The organism is Ulvibacterium marinum, assembly GCF_003626755.1.
Taxonomy (GTDB): domain Bacteria; phylum Bacteroidota; class Bacteroidia; order Flavobacteriales; family Flavobacteriaceae; genus Ulvibacterium; species Ulvibacterium marinum.
Map to the genome: position 1 here is coordinate 910,905 of NZ_RBCJ01000003.1, position 15,255 is coordinate 926,159.

A 15,255-nucleotide genomic window follows, 5' to 3' on the forward strand; every position below is an offset into this window, starting at 1 on the left:
TCAACGAGAAAATATTTTATATTCCACTTATGAAGAAAGTAGATTTAACCCATTATAAGGTGGGAACTCCCATAAAATTGGAAGATTCCCCGACCTACGTGGACTTGGATGCGTCAAAAAAGGACTTGAAAAAAGCTCTGGAGCAAACCCGAGAGGAACTTGGGGAGTTTCAAGATACTTTGTACGCCCATGGTAAATACGGTGTTCTGGTGTGCCTCCAAGGAATGGATGCAGCAGGGAAGGACAGTTTGATCCGCGAAGTATTCAAGGATTTTAATGCACGTGGTGTTGTGGTACATAGTTTTAAAGTACCCACGGATTTAGAACGCAAGCACGACTATATTTGGCGACACTACATTGCCCTTCCGCCCAAAGGAAAATTTGGCGTATTTAACCGAACACACTATGAAAATGTATTGGTGACCCGAGTTCATCCAGAATACCTTTTGAGTGAAAATATGCCGGATATTCTTAGTGTTGAAGATGTAGATCAGAAGTTTTGGGAAAGACGTTTTGAGAGAATCAATAATTTTGAACGCCATATTGCCGAAAACGGAATGATAATTTTCAAATTTTTCCTGCATCTTTCAAAAGAGGAGCAACGCCAAAGACAGTTAAGACGATTAAGGTTGAAAAGAAAAAACTGGAAATTCTCCCCAGGCGATCTGGAAGAACGCAAGCTTTGGGACCAATACCAGAAATGTTATGAGGAGGCAATCAATAAAACTTCCAAACCGCATGCACCATGGTACATTATCCCATCAGATAATAAGGATGCTGCAAGGGTAATTACAGCCTCCATCCTACTTCAAGAGTTAAAAAAATACAAAGATATCCAGGAACCTGAGCTAGATCCGGAAATACAGACTAATTTAGAGGCTTACATCCGGCAATTGGAAAATGAAGGGAAATGAAAAAAATTAGTGTACTATTTTTTTTTGCAAGTCTGATTACCATAGCACAGACCAAAGATGAACAACAAATAAAACGTATTTATGATGCGGCCTTGACCCAGGGATCGGCTTACAACTGGCTCAACCATCTTTCCAATCAAATAGGAGGAAGGCTTTCTGGTTCCGTACAGGCGCAACAGGCTGTAGACTACACCAAGGCCCAGTTGGATATGCTAGGCTTAGATCGTGTTTGGTTACAGCCCTTTATGGTTCCCAAGTGGGTGAGGGGAACCCCTGAATTTGCCTATATTGAGACCAATCCTGGAATAACTACCAATGTACCGATATGTGCTTTAGGGGGATCTGTAGCTACACCTCTGGTCGGTCTAAAAGCCAATGTTGTAGAGGTTAAAGGTTTGGAAGATTTAAAAGCCTTGGGGGAAGAAAAGATAAGGGGTAGGATTGTATTTTTCAATCGACCCATGGATCCTACGGAAATAGATACTTTTGAATCTTATACCGGTTGCGTGGACCAACGTTATAATGGGGCAGAGGAAGCGGCCAAGTATGGTGCCGTAGGTGTTGTAGTTCGTTCAATGACACTTCGCTTGGACGATTACCCCCATGCCGGTGCCATGAGCTATGGTGATACTCCTTTGGAGAATAGGATCCCCGCCGCGGCCATAAGTACCAAAGGAGCTGAATTATTGAGTACTACCTTAAAACTTAATCCGAAAATCAAATTCTATTTTAAGCAAAATTGCAGACAAGAGGAAGACGTGGAATCCTTTAACGTTATTGGTGAAATTACCGGAACTACCCATCCTGATGAGATAATTTTAGTAGGTGGACACTTAGATTCATGGGATTTGGGAGACGGTTCACATGATGATGGGGCCGGCTGTGTACAGAGTATGGAAGTGCTTCACCTTTTAAAAACAACAGGATACAAGCCAAAACGAACCATCCGTGCTGTTTTGTTCATGAACGAGGAAAATGGACTTCGTGGTGGAAACAGGTACAAGAAAATCGCCTACGAAAAGAAAGAGAACCACATTTTTGCTTTGGAAAGTGATGCTGGCGGTTTTTCACCTAGGGGTTTTTCCTTTGAATCCTCGAAGGCCAATTTAGAACGGGCACAGTCCTGGGCCTCATTGTTTGAACCTTATTTGGTCCATTTTTTTAAAGAAGGGTATTCCGGGGCCGACATTCGTCCATTGGATAATGGGGAAATGGTATTGGCGGGGCTTCGTCCTGATTCCCAACGCTATTTTGACCATCATCATGCGGAAAACGATACGTTCGAACACGTTAACAAACGTGAATTGGAATTGGGCGCAGCTGCCATGACCAGTTTGGTTTATCTTTTTGATACCTATGGAATTGTGAATTAGAGCTAAATTGTAAAGGCTTATTTTTTGCTTCCGGGACCTCAAATTGAAACTCCATACCCAACAAAATTTCCTACCTTTGCCGCTCATTAAAAAAAGCGAAAAATGCAAGACGGAATCTATGCCAAATTCAATACCTCAAAAGGAGAGATAGTAGTAAAACTTACCCACGATAAAACTCCTGGAACCGTTGGTAACTTTGTGGCACTGGCCGAAGGTAAAAAGGACAATTCGGCAAAGGCGGAAGGTGAACCTTATTATGATGGCTTAAAGTTCCATAGGGTGATACCGGACTTTATGATTCAAGGTGGTTGTCCTCAAGGTACCGGTACTGGGGATCCGGGCTATAAGTTTGATGACGAATTTCATCCTGACCTTAAGCATTCCGAACCAGGTGTTCTATCCATGGCAAATGCGGGGCCAGGCACCAATGGAAGCCAGTTTTTCATTACACATGTACCTACGCCATGGTTGGATAACAAGCATACCGTATTCGGTCATGTTGAATCAGGGCAAGAAACTGTTGATGAAATTGCTCAAGGAGATATTATCGAGAACTTGGAAATTTTACGAGTGGGTGATGAGGCAGAACAATGGAATGCGTTGGACGCATTTGATAGTTTTGAAAGCTCCAAAGCAAAGAGATTGGAAGAGGAGAGAAAACTTCAAGCCGCAGAACTGAACAAGGTTGCAGTGGGATTCGATGAGACCCCTAGTGGACTTCGCTATAAGATTATTGAAAATGGAAATGGATCTAAAGCCGAAAAAGGTCAACAAGTCTCCGTGCACTATGAAGGAGCGTTACTTAACGGGCAAGTGTTTGACTCATCCTATCAGCGCAATCAGCCTATAGATTTCCAGCTAGGAACAGGTCAGGTAATCCCTGGATGGGATGAAGGCATCTTACTTTTAAAGGTTGGTGATAAGGCCCGATTTGTTATTCCTCCCGATTTGGCCTACGGAAGCGCAGGAGCCGGGGGAGTTATTCCGCCAAATGCCACCCTTCTATTCGATGTTGAATTGGTAAAAGTAGGTTAGGGACTAAACATAGTATTTTCTGTGTAAATACTATTTATGTATTTTTTAAGCCCAACTATTTGGCGCGATTAATGCTAACCAGTAGAAGTAATACATTTACGAGGACCAAGATTAACAATAGTATAAAGAAAATCAACATCTTTGGGGCTTATTGCTTTATAGGTCAATTGATATTATCACCTATACATTGTAAACAACTAAAGAGGCACACACCCTACCTGTTCTATAAATATTTCTATTTATCCAGGGTTTTGGCACTTTTAGTACTTAAAAGAAGCAGGATGATGTTGATTACGAGCAACAAAAAAAGAATCCCAAAAAAGGTCAACATAGTGTGTTCTTGTTAGAAGTGGGGTATTGTTTTGTTTAAATTTAGATGGGAATAAACACAAAAGGTTGCGTTAGGGTTAAACAAAATCAATAGAATTGAAGTGTTCTTCTCAGAATTACCTGGAAGGCTCCACAAAAAAACCCTGGCAAAACTGCCAGGGCTATCCTATAAAAAAGTCTATTCGTTACCTAGTCAACAACTTTCACATTAACGGCGTTCAATCCTTTTTTACCTTGTTGTAGCTCAAATTCCACAACATCGCCTTCTCGAACCTCATCGATTAAGCCAGAAATGTGTACAAAATGATCTTCGTTTGAACCATCTTCTGTAATGAAACCATATCCTTTGGAATCATTGAAGAATTTTACTGTTCCTTTACCCATAATAAAAAAAATTAAAAATTAAATTAAAACGCGAAGGTAATGTTAAAATTTTTAATTCAATGATTTTTTGAATGTTATCTTTTTGTAAAGACATCTTATGGAATTAATTGGAGATTTAACGGAGATGGATTTGCTAGCCTTAAATTAAGGCTCCGGAATGGGGTTTAGTATTCTTATTATATTTAACTAATGGGAGAAGTACGGTCATATAACAAGATTTCGGACTTATTGAAATCCGAGGATTTGGGGAATCAAGTACATCAGGATTCTGATTTTACCATAAACCGGTTAGAAGACATACATCCGAGACCTACAAAATCCCCTACGTTTAGGGCCAATTATTATTCCTTTGTATTGGTACAAAAAGGAAGTACGGATTACAGCATAGACAATAGAAAGTTTTCAACAAAAGGAAGGACCTTATATTTTACCAATCCGGGACACTTAAAATCTTTTCATATCAGGGAGGTAAGCCATGGTTTTATTATCACGGTTTCCGAGAACTTCCTAAAAGAATTCATCCATAGGGATGTCTTTGATGAATTTTCGTTTTTATTGACAGAGATCGTACCACCCTGTTACTTGGATGAACATCGCTTTGGAGAACTATATGCTTTAGCGGAACAAATCATTATCGAAGAACAGAAAAATACTGTCTTGAAACACAAAATTGTCAGTTCATTTTTCTTGGTCTTTTTGCTTAAGGTCAAGGAATATCTTTTGAAGGATAGAGGCTTTAAGATGGAATATGATAGGGATTCGGAAATTGTAAATAGATTTAAAAAAGATTTGGAAAAATATTTCCGAAAACTCCTGAACGATTCCAAAGGACAAAAGGAAATCCCGCAGGTTCAATACTTTTCCGCTCAGCAGCAATTAAACCCTAGTTACTTTAGTACCGTAGTTAAAACCAAGACCGGTCGGACCGCCAATAATTGGATACACGAAAAAATGTTATCCGAAGCCAAGGCCATGTTAACCCAGTCCACAAATCCGATTAAGGAAATAGCTTATAGTTTAGGATTTCAGGAGGCGACCCATTTTTCCAAATTCTTCAAAAAGTATGTCGGCAAATCACCGGTTAAGTACAGAAAAGACCCTTAGAACTATCATCAAAGAAATATACCTCCTTTTCTAAAAAATACACCTTTATCCCCGTAAGTGTAAGTTTCATCTTTGTTTAAGAAATAATATAAATCCCTAAAAACAAAAAAGATGAAAAATTTAGAAGGAAAAATAGCCTTGGTAACCGGAAGCAGCCGAGGTTTGGGAAAGGAAATGGCCATACGGCTCTCGGAAAATGGGGCCAATGTAGTGATTACCTACCACTCGGATAAGGAGGCTGCCAATAATACAGTAGCTCAAATTGAAAAAGGGGGAGGTAAGGGAGGTAAGGCTTTCGCATTGCAATTGGATACCGGGAAAGTATCTACTTTTGATGATTTTTTTAACCGATTAAGCATGGAACTAAAATCCAAATGGAATGCTACAAACCTGGATATTTTGGTGAATAATGCAGGCATTATTCCGCAGGCTCCAATAGCTTCTATGGATGAGAAAACCTTTGACCTGGTTACCAATATTCAATACAAAGGAGTATTCTTCCTTACCCAAAAAGCCTTAAAACTCTTAAATGAAGGAGGAAGGATTATCAATATCTCAACAGGGTTGGCAAGATTTAGCCTTCCTGGACATGCGGCCTATGCCGCGGCTAAGAGCGCGGTTGAAACATTTACCAGATATTTGGCGAAAGAGTTGGGTCCCAAAAAAATAACGGTTAATGTAGTGGCTCCGGGGGCAATAAACACCGACGTTAACCGAGAAGCTTTTAAAAACCCACAAGTATCCGGATTTATTTCACAAATGACCGCCTTAGGTAGGGTAGGAGAGTCCGAGGACATTGGAGGTGTAGTTTCCTTTTTAACCTCGGATGAGGCTCGATGGATTACCGGTCAACGTGTTGAGGTTTCTGGAGGTATGTTTCTATAAACAATCACCGTTTTAATAGGCAAGGGAAGGGTATTGGTAAATGCTTATAGAATCCGATAGAATGGAATTTAAAGAAGGTTTTGTAAGCTCCATGCCAAATTAATATGGAATCCAGTAAAGTGTTTTCCATTTGGATTAGATATAGGCAGGCCCCTTGTGAAAGCAAGGGGCCTGTTTTTTACAACTACGTTTTTTAAAAGATGGCCCGAAGTCCTAAAATCCAAATTGGACAGGCCAAACAGATAAATCTGAGAATTTCTTGTTACGCGGTTGGATCTGGTGTCATTCTAAGATAAGGTTTCACTTCTTCCACACCTTTGGTAAACATTTCTCTAGCTTGTTCAGTTGGGATGGCCGGACTTACCACAACATCTTGTCCGTGTTCCCAATTGGCAGGAGTGGCAACCTTATGGTAAGCTGTTAATTGCAGCGAATCCACAACACGAAGTAGCTCATAAAAATTACGCCCCGTAGAAGCGGGGTAGGTGAGTATTAACTTCACGGCCTTGTCCGGAGCTATAATAAAGACGGAACGTACGGTAAGTTTATCATCCGCATTTGGGTGGATCATATCATACAACGTAGCTACTTTCCTGTCCTCATCAGCAATAATGGGAAAATTAACCGTGGTCTTTTCTACTTCATTGATATCCTTGATCCATTCCGCATGAGACTCTGCCCCGTCTACGCTCAACGCGATCATTTTCACATTGCGTTTGTCAAACTCATCCTTGAATTTTGCAGCTGTTCCCAATTCCGTGGTACATACCGGTGTAAAATCAGCGGGGTGGGAAAAAAGAATTCCCCAGCTATCACCCAAATAATCATAAAAATTTAGGGTTCCTTGAGAAGTTTCAGCAGTAAAATTAGGGGCTGTATCGCCCAATCGTATAGTAGCCATATCCTGTATTTTTAGGTTGTTAATTTTATTGTGTTACAAAATTATTGGATTAAATAGCAATCCCTTGTTTTTTTGGTTAAAAATCTATTAAAGTTTAATACCATTTTCATTGTATAGGCCATGGTTTTATTTCGAATAACATATGATCTTCTCTATCTTTGTTTTCATGGAGAAAATCGATTTGGAAAAACTTCACTACCCGATAGGATATTTTGTGTTTCCAGAAAATTTTGAAGATGCAATTATCGAAGATTGGATTTTGGAATTGGAGGTCTTTCCCCAAAAATTAAAGCTTCTGGTCAAGAATCTTTCCGATGAACAGTTGGATACCCCGTACCGACCGGACGGATGGACCGTGAGACAGGTGATCCACCATGTTTCGGACAGTCATCACAACAGTTATATGCGATTTAAATGGGCATTGACAGAAGATCGACCTATAATCAAGGCGTATGATGAAAAGGCTTGGGCCGATTTGTTGGATACCAGGACAGGGCCCATTGAAATGTCTTTGAACCATTTAAGTGCTATACATACCAAGTTGGTTTATTTGTTAAAAAGGCTTTCCCCTGGGGATTTGGAGAGAACGTTCATCCACCCTGAAAGCAATACCGAAACATCCTTAAAAGAGAATATAGGAAGATATGTGTGGCATGGAAACCATCATTACGCACACATCAAAAATTTACTGATCAAAAATAACTGGTGAGTCTTTCCTAGGATTTAAGGAGTGATAAAACAGGACTAGACAGTTTTATACAGTATAAGCATCTGTCGCTCGTTTTCCAAAACATTTGGAAGATCCAGTACTCCTTCCCTAAGAATTTTAAATCCATTTTTTAGATAAAAATTTAAGGCAGGACCTTTTTTCATAGTATCCAGCCAAAGAATTTCTTTCTTTAGTTCCTTGGCCTTGTTTTCGGCAAAATTCAGCACCTCTGTCCCGATACCCTTACCGGAGTACTCCCTTAGGAGGTAAAGCTTTTCCAATAAGAACGCTTCTTTGGAGGAGTAGGGTGCAATTTTGGAATGTAGTAGTACTTTAAAAATACCCACAGGCGATGCCCCTTGGTAAATGATGAAATGTTCATGGTTGGGATGTGCCAGTTCTTGGCCAAGAATGGATTGGGTAAAACTAGTGTTTATATAGGGCGCAGGATCTTCGTCCTCCCAGAGATGTAAATAGAACTGCCTATAGGATTTGATTCCAATGGCGCAGTAGACATCAAACAACTCTCGGGTCAATGCAGTTATGGCAATGTCCATAAACTTAGGTTTCCTTTTCCCCTCCTTCAGGGCCATAGAAAAGTACCCAAGTAGCAAAATCTTCGCTAAAGTTTTCAAAACGATGCTCTATTCCCGCAGGAACAAAAAGGAAATCCCCGGGGGAAAAATTCATGCGCACCCCATCATTCAAAAATTCACCGTTCCCAGAAATTATAATATATACTTCATCCCGGGGATGCGGTTTTTGTAAATCGACTTTTTGAGGCTTATACACTTCTACGGTCAAAGTGCCATGCTCAAAAAGGTTCAAAAAAAGTGATTCGGATTTTGCCAATCTGGCCAATGCTTCTTGAGGATCTATTTTCATTTCAGAAAATTTAAGTTAAGCGTCTGCCCATTTGATGTTGCAGCCAATACTTGGTCTTTGAAACGCATCGATTTTTCTCCCTTCCAATAGGGCACTCATGGCATTTCTAAGATCCTTTCCGGTTACCGGTATTCCATTACCAGGACGGGAGTCGTCCAATTGTCCACGATACACCAGTTTTAGGGTACCATCAAAAAGGTAAAAGTCCGGTGTACAGGCAGCATCATAGGCCTTTGCTATTTCCTGTGTCTCGTCATAAAGATAGGGGAAGGAGTATCCTTCTTGTTGGGCGGTCTCTTTCATTAAATCTGGGGCATCCTGGGGATAATTCTGAACATCGTTACTGGAGATGGCGATAAAACTAATCCCATTTTTTTGGTATTCCCGACCTAATTTTGAAATTTCAGGATTTACATGTTTTACAAAGGGACAATGATTGCAGATGAACATGATTACGGTTCCCTTATCACCTTTTAAATCCTGAAGGCTAGCGTCTTTTCCGGTTACGGTATCCGTTAAACTGAATTCTGGGGCTGTAGTACCCAAGGGTAACATATTGCTAGGAGTTCTGGCCATTTTGTACTTTTTTTTGTATTTATGGTCCTATGAAAGGATTCAGACTAGATAAAACAACTCGGTACATCAAAGTTAAAAAGAATTTTATGGATCTTTTGTTTGGGCGAACTAATGTAAATTAAAAAATAGACTTCAAAGGGCGACCTATATGGCTTTATTTAAAACTATATACAAAACAAACCAAGGTACTTGATATCCTAGCTTGGAATTTCCGTAACCTCCCTTGGAGAATAAGAAAAAAGAAAGATTGATTTGAAAAAAATTGGGTATTACCTCATAAAATTTTGGATACAAAATGGATTGCATCAATACTTTTCCAAAATAAAGGTCCATGGTCTTGAAAATGTTCCAAAAGACAAGCCAGTGCTTTTTCTGGCCAATCATCAAAGTGCACTATTGGATGTCCTGCTCGTTGCCGTAGATTGTAATCGCAAGCCTTATTTTCTTACTCGTGCCGATGTATTCAAAAAGCCTTTGCTGAAAAAGTTTTTTGGTTTTCTGCAGATGATACCAATTTACCGGATTCGTGATGGTCGAGAATCCTTAAAGAACAATACGGAGGTATTTGATCATTGTGCACATTTGTTAGGCGATGAAAAGGCCATATTGATGTTCCCGGAGGCCAATCATAATCTAAAACGTAGAGTTAGACCTTTAAGCAAAGGTTTTACACGTATTGTATTCGCTGCATTACAGCAAAATCCAAATTTGGACATACGTTTGGTTCCCATTGGATTGAATTATCAAAATGCGGAAGGTTTCCCAGATTCAGTGGCTATTTATTTCGGCCAGGATATTTCCGTACAACAGTTTTATGATGCCTCCAATCTAATTTCATCCACCCATATCATCAAACAAAGGGTTTCGGAGGCACTAAAAACGCTAACCACTCATATAGAGGACGAAGACTTGTATGATGCCATTATAAGGCATTTGGATAAGAACAGGACAGATTATTTGGACCCTACAAAAGTCAATTCAAAATTGAAAACCCTAAAACCCTTGGAGACCCAGACCCATGTAAAGAGGAAACGGGAAAAAGGGTTTCTCCAAATTGCTTTTTACATTTTTAATTTCCCGATTATACTGCTTTGGAAAACTATGGTAAAACCTAGGGTTTGGGAACCAGAGTTTACCGCCACAATCAGATTCGGTTTCGCCTTAATGGCATACCCGCTCTATTATGCATTCTTGTTTATAGTGCTTATGATTCTATATGCCCCCTTAACTGCCTTTATCATAGTCCTGGGCATTTTTCTTTTCAATTTGGGGTATGTGAAGTTACGTGTGCGTTAAGGATGTTATTGTCCTGGTTTTTGAGCTTTACGTTACATTATCCCACCGAAGAAAATGGCGTTCATCAGTAATTTGTTGGTACCATACCAGAATGCCCTAAAGTTTGTGTTATCCGTAAACACTACAACTCTGCCCTTGCCCAACTTCTGAACCTGAAAAGGCACACTTCCCTTTAACATGGCCAAATTCTCCTCGGAGATGTATCCGCTTAATAGTGGGGTATGAGTATACTGGATTGGATTGTTATAGCTATCCTTATCCGGTTCAATAAAAATATTCGTATTTCGAAAAAGCGCTAATCGATTATTTTTGTACCCATAGTTAATAGGATGAGATCGATCCAATTTGGTCTGAAAAATGGCACCACCAGTCACTTGCGCACCCTTGAAATCATTTTTTGCCCCAAACGAAATATTTTTGGCGACCAAAGTATCCTTTCGGAATTTGAGCTTCATCAGCTCATTTTTTTCAAACCACTCGGTTGCGCTTCTGTAACCTATTAAAGTTCCACCTTGCATTACCCAGTCCTTTAGATTTTGGGAACCTTTTGCGGCCAAAGCCATACTGGCACTGCTGGAACTTGGTATTATTAGGTCCGTATACTTTGTGAGATCTACCTTATCCAAATAGGAAACATCGATCTTAGTGATTTTCATGTCATATCGGGTATCGAACAAATGCCAGATCTCACCTGCATCATACGAACGTATGCCTTGGCCGACCAAGATGGCCACTTTTTGTTTTTTTAAGGGATCAAAATCGTTACTGCCCAAGTCTATTCCTTTGGTAAGTCCAGTACTGACTGCCTTTATATGTACTTTGCTTTTTTGGGCAACTGTACTTAAAAAATCATGAAGTTCCTTGGGTTGCAATTCCTGATTCTGAACGGGGATCATAATGGTTCCATAGTCGTATTGCTTGCCCTCCAAGGAGAAAGGGTATTTGGCAACTTTGGCGCGTAGCCCTTTTTCCAATATCATGTTAAGGGCTTTGGGGGTGTAATACTCGTGCCATTCAAAAAGATAGGCATAATTGCTATTGGTATCAACACTTCCCGATAAATCAGTAAGTTCGGTTATTTCAGGACCTATATTTTCCAATGTGTTTACTTCAGCATAGTCCATATTAAAGGCCAGTGGGAAGGTCCAAGCGGATACGTCATAGAACAAGCTGTCCTTAAATGTGGTCCGTTTTTCGAACATAGCTTTTATTAGGCGGTGATTTTTTTGGCGCATGGGTACTACATAACCATATCCCTTACTGTAACGTTTTCCGTCTAATGTCATGTCATTGGCCAATTCATGAAATTTTACGCCGTGTCGATGTAGAACTTCAGCCAAATGCCATGCTTTGGAAGCATCCTTGCTGTCTCCAAAAATAATGGCCTGGGTCTTGTTACGGGAGGCCTCGTTCCTTGAACCGTTATAAAAATCACGTTGATACTCCAGGATTTTGGTTCGCATATTTTTAGCCGCCTCTATGGTGGATAGTGCAGTGGTAAACTGATTTCGGATTGTAAATGGAAAGGTGAGGAGGCCATTTTCTGTCTCCTGGATATGCCCACGGGAACTGCCCTGCTCAAAAAGAATTCCAATGCTTCCGTTAACATCCGGAAAGGTAGAGCCTTTTCCATAATAATAATCGTCATAGTTCTCTTCCGAATAGTACAACGACCCAATCTTATCCAAAGCCTTGGCGTGGTATGTTCCAATCTCTGCCGTTAGTTCTTGGTTCAACTTGGATGTTAGGGGATGGACCCGTGAAGGTTCCCCCGGTTGAAAAAAGAAAGTGGAATTCGTGCCCATCTCATGGTGATCTGTTAAGATGTTTGGTAGCCATTTATGAAACGTGTGGATGCGTGCACGGCTTTCCGGCAATTGAACAGGTAGCCAATCGCGGTTCATATCAAACCAGTAGTGGTTGGTACGCCCACCGGGCCATACTTCATGGTATTCCCTTTCGTTATTATCGGCATTTAGGTTCTGGCTCCTGTTGGTATTGGCCCAATAGGCAAAACGTTGTAGGCCATCCGGATTGAAAGAGGGATCCAATAAAATGACCAAGTTATCCAAGGTCTCTTCGATGTCCGGCCCTTCCGCGGTTGCCAAATAGTAGACATAGGCCAATGCTGCATTAGATCCGCTGGGCTCATTGCCGTGTATGGAAAATCCTTGGTACACCACCAAGGGCATTTTTTCGGTATTTAAGGAACTTCCTCTTTCTTCGGTTAAGGCAAGATGCTCCTGTCTAATTTTTTCAAGGTTTCTATGGTTCTTTGCTGAGGTTACCGTAAGTAATAAAATTGGCCGTCCCTCAAAAGTCTCGCCTCTACTCTCAATGGTAATGCGTTCGCTTGCTTCGGCCAAAGTCCGCATATAAAACATAAGCTTATCATGGGTCACATGCCATTCACCTACCTCATGACCAATAATTTCTTTCGGAGTGGGAATATCCTCTTTGTAGTTGATGCCTTGGGGAAGGTAGTAATTCAAGTCCAAGGATTCTTGGGATAAACCTATTAGATAAGCAAAAAAGAGCAAAAACAAGGGGATAGCTGTTCTCATATAAGACCTAAAATTTATAAATGGCAAAAACAAAAAACGACCCTTTGTCCGAAGAGCCGTTATCATACTATTTAAGAAACTCCTAATTTAAATATCATCAAAATCTACATCTGTAAAGCTTTCAGCGGACTTTATTTCTCCATTCTCACTGGGTTCCTCTTTTTTAAAATCTTTCTGATGACGCTCGGAAATTACTTCGGAACCTTTTTCATCAAAAATAAAATCCATCATTTCTTCAACATTTTCCCTGAACGCTTGAAAATCCTCTTTATAAAGGTATATCTTGTGTTTTTTATAGTGGAAAGAACCGTCATCATGTGTAAACTTTTTGCTTTCCGTAATGGTCAAATAATAGTCCCCGGCCTTAGTGCTTCTTACATCAAAAAAATAGGTTCTTCTTCCAGCCCTTAAAACCTTGGAATGGATTTCTTCCTGATCCATTAGTTCTCTCTCGCTCATTTTGTGTAGTTTATAGTTGTTAAATAAATGGTATTAATCCTTCAAAAATGTGAAAAAAATGGGAATAAGGCAACAATTTGATTGTTTATTTCTCAGAGAGTTGGTTGATATAAAGCTCTCTGTAATACCCCTCTACATTGTTCAATTCCTCATGCGTACCCTCTTGTAAAAGCTGGCCATCCTCCAGGACGAAAACCTTGTCCGCATTCTTTGCCGATGAAACCCTATGGCTTACTATTATGGTCGTTTTATCATTGGAAACTTTCTTTAAATTATTTAAGATTTCCTCTTCTGTCTCGGTATCCACGGCAGAAAGACAATCATCGAACAAATAGACCTTAGGGTCTTTCAATAGGGCCCTAGCTATGGAGACTCTTTGTTTTTGGCCTCCACTTAAGGTAATCCCCCTTTCCCCAAGTACGGTATCATACTTCTTGGTAAAGCCCATAATATTTTCGTGAACCGCGGCATTTTTTGCCACAGTTACAACTTCTTTCTCCATGGCATCATATTTACCGAACTTTATATTGCTTTCAATGGTGTCGGAAAATAGCAAGGCATCCTGAGGTACCGCCCCAATAGCTTCTCTAAGGGTTTTTAGGTTTATATTTTTTACCGGAATGTCGTCTATTAATATTTCACCGGAAGACACATCGTAAAGACGGGTAATTAAATCGAGAATGGTAGATTTTCCGGCCCCTGTTTTGCCCAAAATGGCGACCGTTTCCCCTGGACTAATGGAAAATGAAATATCCTTTAGTGCGGTAATATTGGTATCCTCATAGGTAAAGGATACGTTTTTGAACTCGATTTTTCCTTTAATAGGGATTGATTCGGCTACCTGATTACATATTTTAGGACGCTCTTTTAGAAATTCATTTATTCTCTTTTGCGAAGCCTCCGCGCGTTGTACGATGGAGGTTAGCCATCCCACAATGGCCACGGGCCATGTGAGCATATTTACGTATAAAATAAATTCTGCGATAACACCCACGGAATTTATCTCTCCGTCTATATATTGTTTTCCGCCAATGTAGATAACAAAAATATTGCTTATGCCTATAAGCAAGATCATTAAAGGAAAGAACCATGCGTTTACCTTGGCCAGGTCCATACTTTTGTTCTTCCCTTCTACGGCCAAGCCCCCTAGATCACCGCTCACCTGAGGCTCCAGGGCATATGCCTTTATTACAGACACTCCGGAAAAAACTTCTTGCGTAAAAGTAGATAGGGTAGACAGGTATTCTTGGACAACCGTACTACGATTGTGGATGACTTTACTGATTTTATAAATAAGAACGGACAAAATGGGAAGAGGTATCAAAGTATATGCTGCCAAGGTGGGTGCCTTTATGAACATAATGGGGATAATACAAGCAAAAAGGGTAACCGTATTCATACCATACATCACTGCCGGCCCGGCATACATACGTACTTGACCCACATCCTCGCTTATGCGGTTCATCAAATCCCCGGTTCTATTTTTTTTATAAAAACTAAGGCTTAACAGTTGATAGTGGTCAAAAACCTCGTTTTTCAGGTCATATTCAATATATCGTGAAACATTAATAATCGTTTGGCGCATTAAAAAAGTAAAGAACCCGGATAGCAAGGCCGCACCTACAATGATCAAGATGAACTCCAAAAGCATTTCTTTTGCCACAGGTTCAGTTATCTTTTGGGCCATGAAATCCTCCACGACTTGTATGGAATTGTTCACGTAAGAAGGCATCACTAATTGAAATACTCGGGCAATGATGGTAATTAAAATGCCCACCAATAGTTTGAACCAATATTTTTTGAAGTATTTGTTAACGTGTTTTAATTCCTTCATGCAACC

At 40.2% G+C, this 15,255-nt stretch carries 15 protein-coding genes; 7 read left to right on the plus strand and 8 right to left on the minus strand.

The features are described 5' to 3' along the window. The first annotated feature begins 29 nt into the window (after window positions 1-29). The 3 genes from D7Z94_RS17080 (at window position 30) to D7Z94_RS17090 (ending at window position 3,322) form a co-directional block, all read left to right on the plus strand. Window positions 30-914, plus strand: a complete 885-nt coding sequence (locus D7Z94_RS17080; protein WP_120712772.1) for a PPK2 family polyphosphate kinase — start codon at window positions 30-32, stop codon at window positions 912-914. Next, on the plus strand, window positions 911-2,287 hold the full coding sequence (locus D7Z94_RS17085) for a M28 family peptidase (protein WP_120712773.1): 1,377 nt from the start codon (window positions 911-913) through the stop codon (window positions 2,285-2,287). Before D7Z94_RS17080 ends, D7Z94_RS17085 begins: the two co-directional genes overlap by 4 nt. 102 nt (window positions 2,288-2,389) lie before the next feature. Next, window positions 2,390-3,322 carry a peptidylprolyl isomerase gene (locus D7Z94_RS17090; RefSeq protein ID WP_120712774.1) on the plus strand — a complete coding sequence of 311 codons (933 nt, stop codon included), beginning with the start codon at window positions 2,390-2,392 and terminating at the stop codon, window positions 3,320-3,322. A gap of 519 nt (window positions 3,323-3,841) precedes the next feature. On the opposite strand, the gene D7Z94_RS17095 is transcribed toward D7Z94_RS17090, so the two are convergent. Continuing rightward, window positions 3,842-4,036: a cold-shock protein gene (locus tag D7Z94_RS17095; RefSeq protein ID WP_120712775.1), complete on the minus strand. Its 195-nt coding sequence runs from the start codon at window positions 4,034-4,036 to the stop codon at window positions 3,842-3,844. Between the two features lie 189 nt (window positions 4,037-4,225). Here D7Z94_RS17095 and D7Z94_RS17100 point away from each other — a divergent pair, with 189 nt between their 5' ends. Both D7Z94_RS17100 and D7Z94_RS17105 read left to right on the plus strand, forming a co-directional pair. Beyond that, complete coding sequence (locus tag D7Z94_RS17100; RefSeq protein ID WP_120712776.1) at window positions 4,226-5,140, plus strand: helix-turn-helix domain-containing protein; 915 nt, start codon at window positions 4,226-4,228, stop codon at window positions 5,138-5,140. A 111-nt stretch (window positions 5,141-5,251) separates the two neighbouring features. Then, entirely contained in the window at window positions 5,252-6,025 is a 774-nt protein-coding gene (locus tag D7Z94_RS17105) for an SDR family oxidoreductase (RefSeq protein WP_120712777.1), read from the plus strand. A 262-nt stretch (window positions 6,026-6,287) separates the two neighbouring features. On the opposite strand, the gene D7Z94_RS17110 is transcribed toward D7Z94_RS17105, so the two are convergent. Continuing rightward, window positions 6,288-6,926, minus strand: a complete 639-nt coding sequence (locus tag D7Z94_RS17110; RefSeq protein WP_120712778.1) for a peroxiredoxin — start codon at window positions 6,924-6,926, stop codon at window positions 6,288-6,290. A gap of 166 nt (window positions 6,927-7,092) precedes the next feature. Here D7Z94_RS17110 and D7Z94_RS17115 point away from each other — a divergent pair, with 166 nt between their 5' ends. Then, on the plus strand, window positions 7,093-7,635 hold the full coding sequence (locus D7Z94_RS17115; protein WP_120712779.1) for a YfiT family bacillithiol transferase: 543 nt from the start codon (window positions 7,093-7,095) through the stop codon (window positions 7,633-7,635). A 35-nt stretch (window positions 7,636-7,670) separates the two neighbouring features. Here the strand turns inward: D7Z94_RS17115 and D7Z94_RS17120 are convergent, their stop codons facing one another. The 3 genes from D7Z94_RS17120 to D7Z94_RS17130 are packed head-to-tail and all read right to left on the minus strand — an operon-like array spanning window position 7,671 to window position 9,096. After that, window positions 7,671-8,192, minus strand: coding sequence for a GNAT family N-acetyltransferase (locus D7Z94_RS17120; protein WP_158594668.1), 522 nt, complete (start codon window positions 8,190-8,192; stop codon window positions 7,671-7,673). A gap of 4 nt (window positions 8,193-8,196) precedes the next feature. Beyond that, complete coding sequence (locus tag D7Z94_RS17125) at window positions 8,197-8,520, minus strand: cupin domain-containing protein (protein ID WP_120712781.1); 324 nt, start codon at window positions 8,518-8,520, stop codon at window positions 8,197-8,199. A 15-nt stretch (window positions 8,521-8,535) separates the two neighbouring features. Beyond that, window positions 8,536-9,096 (minus strand): thioredoxin family protein, encoded by a 561-nt coding sequence (locus D7Z94_RS17130; protein ID WP_120712782.1) that lies wholly within the window; start codon window positions 9,094-9,096, stop codon window positions 8,536-8,538. Between the two features lie 252 nt (window positions 9,097-9,348). On the opposite strand from D7Z94_RS17130, the gene D7Z94_RS17135 reads away from it, so the two are divergent. Then, the gene (locus tag D7Z94_RS17135; protein ID WP_158594669.1) at window positions 9,349-10,392 is read left to right on the plus strand and encodes a lysophospholipid acyltransferase family protein; all 1,044 of its coding nucleotides are present in this window, start codon (window positions 9,349-9,351) and stop codon (window positions 10,390-10,392) included. Between the two features lie 32 nt (window positions 10,393-10,424). On the opposite strand, the gene D7Z94_RS17140 is transcribed toward D7Z94_RS17135, so the two are convergent. The 3 genes from D7Z94_RS17140 to D7Z94_RS17150 all read right to left on the minus strand — a co-directional run bounded on the left by D7Z94_RS17140 (window position 10,425) and on the right by D7Z94_RS17150 (window position 15,249). After that, the gene (locus tag D7Z94_RS17140) at window positions 10,425-12,956 is read right to left on the minus strand and encodes a M14 family metallopeptidase (protein ID WP_120713195.1); all 2,532 of its coding nucleotides are present in this window, start codon (window positions 12,954-12,956) and stop codon (window positions 10,425-10,427) included. 87 nt (window positions 12,957-13,043) lie between these two features. Beyond that, a complete protein-coding gene (locus D7Z94_RS17145) occupies window positions 13,044-13,415 on the minus strand; it encodes a PUR family DNA/RNA-binding protein (RefSeq protein ID WP_120712784.1) in 372 nt (123 codons plus the stop codon). 85 nt (window positions 13,416-13,500) lie between these two features. Continuing rightward, on the minus strand, window positions 13,501-15,249 hold the full coding sequence (locus D7Z94_RS17150) for an ABC transporter ATP-binding protein (RefSeq protein WP_120712785.1): 1,749 nt from the start codon (window positions 15,247-15,249) through the stop codon (window positions 13,501-13,503). Window positions 15,250-15,255 lie beyond the last annotated feature (6 nt).

Coding starts and splice junctions, on each gene's coding strand:
- D7Z94_RS17080 (WP_120712772.1), top strand. CDS start 30: ATGAAGAAAGTAGATTTAACCCATTATAAGGTGGGAACTCCCATAAAA.
- D7Z94_RS17085 (WP_120712773.1), top strand. CDS start 911: ATGAAAAAAATTAGTGTACTATTTTTTTTTGCAAGTCTGATTACCATA.
- D7Z94_RS17090 (WP_120712774.1), top strand. CDS start 2,390: ATGCAAGACGGAATCTATGCCAAATTCAATACCTCAAAAGGAGAGATA.
- D7Z94_RS17095 (WP_120712775.1), bottom strand. CDS start 4,036: ATGGGTAAAGGAACAGTAAAATTCTTCAATGATTCCAAAGGATATGGT.
- D7Z94_RS17100 (WP_120712776.1), top strand. CDS start 4,226: ATGGGAGAAGTACGGTCATATAACAAGATTTCGGACTTATTGAAATCC.
- D7Z94_RS17105 (WP_120712777.1), top strand. CDS start 5,252: ATGAAAAATTTAGAAGGAAAAATAGCCTTGGTAACCGGAAGCAGCCGA.
- D7Z94_RS17110 (WP_120712778.1), bottom strand. CDS start 6,926: ATGGCTACTATACGATTGGGCGATACAGCCCCTAATTTTACTGCTGAA.
- D7Z94_RS17115 (WP_120712779.1), top strand. CDS start 7,093: ATGGAGAAAATCGATTTGGAAAAACTTCACTACCCGATAGGATATTTT.
- D7Z94_RS17120 (WP_158594668.1), bottom strand. CDS start 8,192: ATGGACATTGCCATAACTGCATTGACCCGAGAGTTGTTTGATGTCTAC.
- D7Z94_RS17125 (WP_120712781.1), bottom strand. CDS start 8,520: ATGAAAATAGATCCTCAAGAAGCATTGGCCAGATTGGCAAAATCCGAA.
- D7Z94_RS17130 (WP_120712782.1), bottom strand. CDS start 9,096: ATGGCCAGAACTCCTAGCAATATGTTACCCTTGGGTACTACAGCCCCA.
- D7Z94_RS17140 (WP_120713195.1), bottom strand. CDS start 12,956: ATGAGAACAGCTATCCCCTTGTTTTTGCTCTTTTTTGCTTATCTAATA.
- D7Z94_RS17145 (WP_120712784.1), bottom strand. CDS start 13,415: ATGAGCGAGAGAGAACTAATGGATCAGGAAGAAATCCATTCCAAGGTT.
- D7Z94_RS17150 (WP_120712785.1), bottom strand. CDS start 15,249: ATGAAGGAATTAAAACACGTTAACAAATACTTCAAAAAATATTGGTTC.